Consider the following 5,743-nt stretch of genomic DNA (forward strand, 5'->3'; position numbering starts at 1 on the left):
GCGGCCGCCTGGGGTGCCATGGCGGCGGGGGAGGAGGAGGCGGTCGTCGCCGCGTTCGCGGACTTCGGCCTCTCTGCCGGGAAGGCGATGCAGATCGCCGACGACATCGCGGACCTGCACGCGCCTGCGGGAGGGGGCCGGGCGTCCCGGCCCGGGTCCGAGGCGCTCCTCTTTCGGTGCGTCCCTGGAGACAACGGTACCCGGCAGGCGCTGGGACGAATACTCGAGCGGGAGATAGGCGGCGCGGCCGCCCGGATCGCGGACGCGGGACGGCATCGGGTGCCGCCGGGGGCGTGGGAACCTTTCGGGCAGGCGGTCCGGGATATCGTGGGGCTCACGATAGCGAGCGGGCGCCTGCCGCATGACGGCACGCCGTTGGAACTCTCTCCCGGCACCTTTACGCAACGATAAATACCGCCCCATCCCACACTCTTCTGAGAAACCATGCCGGTAATAACCATTCGTATGGCAGAAGGGCGGACGCTTGAACAGAAACGGGTACTCGCAGACGAGATCACCGCCGCGGTCACGAAGACGTTCGGCGTCGACCCGCAGGTGGTTACCATCTTCTTCGAGGAACTCAGGACCGAGAGCATCTCCCGTGCGGGAAAACTCCTCTCGGAGTCGTAGTCCCGCAGCGAGCGAACATTTTTTAGCCGGGGAGCCTCAAACCCCGGGAGTGAACGGCATCATGGCGCGCGAATTCGACGAGAAAGACTTTGCCATCCTGCGGAAACTGGCCCCCGAATACAGCGGCGTCCTATGCCCGGGATCAGGGCACGAGTTCCACTCGATCCTCCCTCCGGTCTCTAACCACATCGCCGAGGACGGGGAGGATTTTGCGGAAAGGGTCGGCCGCCTCTCGGACGAGGAATGGGGCTACCTCACCGACCAGATCCTTTCCGGCCGGGAAGACCTCGGGTGCATGCCCGAGGAGGATATCGAGACCGTCCTCGTCCGCATCCGACAGGCGGTATCGGAGGAGGCTGCCGGGAGGGTCGAGAGGCTCTACCACCTCTCCGGGTGCGGGATGCTGTAGGAATTGGCCGCATCCGGTAACGGTATATGTCCCGGCGACAACCGGACATTCATGGAATTGAAAGAGCAACTCACCGGCGTCCCCGGGATGCTCCGGCCGTTCAAGGCATACCTCCGGCAGATCGGGCTCAATGCGGGCGACCAGGTCGTCTACTACGGCTGCCCCGGCACCTGCACCCCTTTCATCGAACTCCTGGGGTTCGCCGTCCGTGACCTCTCCCTCGAGCAGGCCTACGTGCCCTACGCGGACGAGGCGGCGGCAAAGCTGATCCGCCCGGTCGAAGGTGTCGGGATGCAGGTCTCCGACGATGCGGTCCGCGTGGACCCGAAGGCGATCGTCCTGATGGGCGGGCTTTCGATGCCGGGCGTCCCGGTCGAGAAAGAGGCGGTGCAGGCGGCCGTCGGCGCCCATCCGGGGGCGAAGGTCGTGGGCATCTGCTTCATGCAGATGTTTGAGAAGATGGGCTGGCTCGACGCCTTCGACTTTGACCTGATCATCGACGCCGCCATCGACCCGGTCAGGGTCTGGCAGTGATCAACCGGTCGGCTGCCGGCGCAGGGGATACCGGCGGCTCCCGTATCCGGGCGATCCGGAGGGTGAACCGGAACGCCGCGCCGGACTCCGGGCGGCCGCGCACCCGGTCCTCGACCCACACCCGGCCGCCGTAGCGCTCGATCAGGGTGCGGGTGATGTAGAGGCCGAGCCCTTTCCCGCTCCGGGCGCTCGTGCCCCGCGCGAAGCGGGTGAAGAGGATGGGCTTGACCGCGTCGGGCACCCCAGGCCCCGTATCCTCGACCGAGACCCCGACCGTTTCGTCGCCCTTCTCGACGCGGACCCTGACTTCGACCCCGGGGTCCCCGAACTTGATGCTGTTGCCGATGAGGTTCGCAAAGACTTCCTGGAGAAGGTCGTCGGCTATGACCCGGACCGGCTTTCCTTCGTAGGCAATCCCGGCATCGGGATGGTGGGCGATCTCGGCCCTGATGACGGCGTCGAGGTCGACGGGTTTCGTCGCCGTCTCATGGGAGTGCAGCCGCCGGATCGTCGAGACGTTCTGGATGATTCCGATGCTACGGCTGATGCCGCCCCTGAGTTTCCGGACCATCTCCCTCTCCTTTCCCTCCAGCATATCGACCAGCAGGTCGGCATAGCCGAGGCTGACGGCATTGGCGTTGTTGATGTCGTGCGCCATGATGTCCAGGTAGAGGTTCGCCTCGCTGTGAGCCGCCCGCAGTGCTTCCTCGGCCCTGATCCGGTCGCTGATGTCGGCACCCGAGCCGATAATCCCGACCGGCAGGCCGTCGTCGCCGGTAAGCACGGTATCCTGCCACGCGAGGATCAGTTCGTCACCGTTCCGCGTGACGACCGGGTTCTCCCGCCGGCCGGGGAAGGCGGCGTTGCTGGCGATCGCGGCATCGAAGTCCTGCCGCCGCGTCCTGCGCGATGCTTCGGGGACAACGGTATCGAACCAGTTCCTCCCGAGCAGTTCCTCCTCGCGGTAGCCGAGCAACTCGCAGCCGTGGCGGTTGACGAGCCGGATGGTGTGATTTTTGTCGATGACGACGAAGAGGACGGCAGCCACGTCGAGGTAGCGCTGGGCAATATCCCTCTGCTTCTTCACTTCCCGCTCCCGCCCTTTGAGCTGTTCCGAGAGCGAGGCGACGACGAAGGCGATGATGATGAACATCAGGGCGCGCCCGTAGTCGTTCAACGTCAGGAGATCGGGCCTGTACAGGAAACTGCTGACCACGACGAGCCCGCCGAGGAAGATGGCGACCAGGATGCTCCGCTTCTCCCACCAGAGCGCCGTCAGGATGATCGGGATGTAGAAAAAGTGCGAAAAGACGGTCCCGAGCATCAGAACGGTGTGGAAGTAGTATGTCAGGAGTATCGATACGGCGAGGAGGGCCATGATGATGGCCACTCGCTGTTTTTCGGTAAGGGTAGTCACGTGGTGCCCACCTCGACTACCGACATATATAATTTCTATCGTATAAAAATATCTACATTTGTATTATCCGCGGATTCAGACGGATTTTCCGGCGATTTCGGCGGAGAGAAACGATCTTACAGGCGGCAGAAAACCGTGTATCGGCCGGGTACGGGACCGGCGTTCCGTAGGCGGGGAGGGGATGGAAGGATCTCCCGTATCGGGAGTATTCTGCTGGATGAGGCCGGTTTTCTGCAAACTGCCTATATTTAATAGATCGTAGAGCAAAACTATTCCAACCGCCTGCTTCACCGGAGCGGCAGCCTGGAGGGCCGCATCGCGTGAAGCGGTACCGTGCAGCGTACCGTGGCGCCGGGATCTCCCGGTCAGGCGGCGCCACGAAACGCACCCGCTGGTGAACCCGTGCCGACAGACCTTACCGAAGCACTCAAAGCAATGGGCTATGCAGATGCCGGGGTCCGTACCCTGGTGGAGTCGTTCCCCCCCGCCGTCATCGAGTACCTGCGGGACTTCCGGCTGCAGGAGGTCCGCGACATCATCGAGACACTCCTCTACATATATATCGCCCAGAACAGCGCGTCATCCCGGGGGGAAGGGGAGGGCGTGGTCGAGCAGAGTTGTTACGCCTATACGTCGGGGCCGCTCTTTGCACTCAGGCAGGTCGACCTCATCGAGTCAGCCTCATGGCACGGCACGACGGTGATCAGGGCTACCTCTGCCGGAGAAGCAATCGCCCGGCCGCTGATGGAGGCGCGGCTCCGGGCGCTGGACATCCCGGGGCTGGCGCGCGAGATCCACGAGGTCGTCCCGGCCCTCCTCGCGGGGACCGTGAAGGGGTCATTCATCAACAAGACCTTCCCGTCCGCGCTCCCCCGCACCGAAGAGACGTTCGTCAGTTTTCTCCTCAACAACAGCCCCGGCCTTTTTCTCGAGTGCGAGCGGTTCGCCGCCCGGCTCAGGGCCGCCGGGTGCGCGGTCCTTGCCTACGCCTACGATCTCGACGGGTCCAGGGCCGACGGTGTTGTCTACACCTTTCCGCCGGAGTTTGCGTATATCCTCAAGGGGATGCTTGAAGCGATCGACCCGGGGGTCCGGGAGCACTACGACATGCTCCTCGAGTCGTTCTACTCGACGTTCACCGTTCTGCGCTATCTCGCCTGCGGCGAGGACTACGACCGTATCCGGACATCCCCGGCCCACCGCCGCGAACTCTCACGGGTGCTCATGCAGCTCACCGATGCGATCTATATCCTCGAGCAGGTGCCTCAGGACGACGGGGTCGACCTCGCCCGGTTCATCGTCAAGGACCGGAACCTCTATGATGCGCTCCTCCGGGACCTCGGGCGGGCCCTGATGGCCGAGGTTGCCGCGAAGATCGTCATCGACCGGCCGGCCCCGGCGGCGGAGCCTCTCCCTCCTCTCCATGGAGGGGCCGCTCCCGTCCCGGAGGAGACCCCGGCCGTGGCGCCCCTGCCTCCGGTTGAAGAGGAGCCGGAGGAGGAAGAGGTCGGGTGGGACGAGATCGTCTTCCCCGACGAGGAGGAGGAGCCGGAAGAAGAGGAGGAAGAGTTCCCGCTCCCGCCGCCGCCCGCGCTCCGCCGGTTCGTCACACCCCCTCCGGCCCCCGTACTCCGGCCCGCCCCTGAACCGGCACCACTCGCACCTTCGGTGCTCGAACTCCGCTCCTGTGGAGCGTCGCAACTCGCACCTGACGGTGCTCATGCTCCCGCCCCTGCGGCCAGTCGCATTCCGCCAGTCGTTCACCGTTCCGACGGACTTGATATCTTCCTCGGCCATGCCCCGGACGGGCGGCGGGTCGACTGGTCGCCGGGGCAGCTCAACAACGGCCACATGATCATCCTCGGCGGCTCGGGGGCCGGCAAGACCGAGACGATCCGGTGCATCGCCTCGGAGCTTGCGGCACAGGAGATGCCGGTCGTCCTGATCGACTTCCACGGGGACATGGCCGCGAGCGACGGGGACATCACGTCCTACAAGATCCGCGAGGGCGGGCAGTACTACTTCAACCCGCTGGAGCTCGACCCCGAGATCGACGAGATCACCCCGCTCCGGGCCACCTCGGACTTCGTCGACGCCATATCCATCAACTTCCCGACGCTCGGCATCCAGCAGCGCAGGAAGATCAAGAACATCATCAAGGGCTGCTACCGGGCCTCGGGGATCACGGGGAACACCGAGACCTGGATACGGGTGCTCGACTTCGACGACATCGAGGGCGAGATCATGTCCTGCGAAGACGAGGCGATCCCGGCCTATCTCGAGGACATCTTCGACTACAAACTCTTCTCGGGAGAGGAGAAGATCTCTCTTCCGGCGATCCTCTCCGGCGGGATAACCCATATCAACTTAAACGCCCTCCCGGAGAACCTGCGCTACCTCTTTGCGGACCTCTTTCTGCGGCGCATCTACTACACCCTCCAGGCGACGGGTGAGATCCCGCGCGGAACGGAGGACGAACGGGCGAAGTTCCGGCTCTTTGTCATCGTCGACGAGGCGAAACTCCTGGTGAGCCAGAAGAGCGGTTCGAAGACGGCGATCAAGGCGGTCTTAAACAAGTACGCCACCGAGATGCGGAAGTTCGGGGTCTCGCTGATCCTCGCGTCACAGCTGATCGCCCATTTCAACGAGGAGATCCTCGCGAATATCGCCGTGAAGTTCTGCATGCGGTCCGAGAACAAGAAGCAGGCCCAGGAGAACGCCAAGTTCTTCGAGGTGAGCGAGAAGGATCTCCT

The 5,743-nt window shown here is 64.1% G+C and carries 5 protein-coding genes and 1 pseudogene; 5 read left to right on the forward strand and 1 reads right to left on the reverse strand.

Annotated features, from left to right (window positions below; genetic code table 11):
* The 4 genes and pseudogenes from BRA62_RS12405 to BRA62_RS12420 all read left to right on the forward strand — a co-directional run.
* Positions 1–411: pseudogene (locus tag BRA62_RS12405) on the forward strand (hypothetical protein); the annotation flags it as partial.
* Between the two features lie 33 nt (positions 412–444).
* Positions 445–630, forward strand: coding sequence for a 2-hydroxymuconate tautomerase (locus BRA62_RS12410; RefSeq protein WP_292367078.1), 186 nt, complete (start codon positions 445–447; stop codon positions 628–630).
* Positions 631–679: 49 nt separating this feature from the next.
* Positions 680–1,039 (forward strand): hypothetical protein, encoded by a 360-nt coding sequence (locus tag BRA62_RS12415; protein ID WP_292367080.1) that lies wholly within the window; start codon positions 680–682, stop codon positions 1,037–1,039.
* A gap of 51 nt (positions 1,040–1,090) precedes the next feature.
* Positions 1,091–1,573, forward strand: a complete 483-nt coding sequence (locus BRA62_RS12420; RefSeq protein ID WP_292367081.1) for a DUF2124 domain-containing protein — start codon at positions 1,091–1,093, stop codon at positions 1,571–1,573.
* Here the strand turns inward: BRA62_RS12420 and BRA62_RS12425 are convergent.
* Positions 1,557–2,990 (reverse strand): sensor histidine kinase, encoded by a 1,434-nt coding sequence (locus BRA62_RS12425; RefSeq protein ID WP_292367083.1) that lies wholly within the window; start codon positions 2,988–2,990, stop codon positions 1,557–1,559. The genes BRA62_RS12420 and BRA62_RS12425 overlap by 17 nt on opposite strands.
* A 402-nt stretch (positions 2,991–3,392) precedes the next feature.
* Between BRA62_RS12425 and BRA62_RS12430 the strand changes: the two genes are divergently transcribed.
* Positions 3,393–5,743, forward strand: a 2,351-nt coding sequence (locus BRA62_RS12430; RefSeq protein WP_292367085.1) for an ATP-binding protein, incomplete at its 3' end; no start/stop codon positions are given.

Origin of the sequence: Methanoculleus sp. UBA208 (assembly GCF_002498065.1) — an archaeon.
Taxonomy (GTDB): Archaea; Halobacteriota; Methanomicrobia; order Methanomicrobiales; family Methanoculleaceae; genus Methanoculleus.

Excerpts from the sequence above, each read along its gene's own strand:
- BRA62_RS12420 (WP_292367081.1), top strand. The coding sequence starts at position 1,091 with ATGGAATTGAAAGAGCAACTCACCGGCGTCCCCGGGATGCTCCGGCCG.
- BRA62_RS12410 (WP_292367078.1), top strand. The coding sequence starts at position 445 with ATGCCGGTAATAACCATTCGTATGGCAGAAGGGCGGACGCTTGAACAG.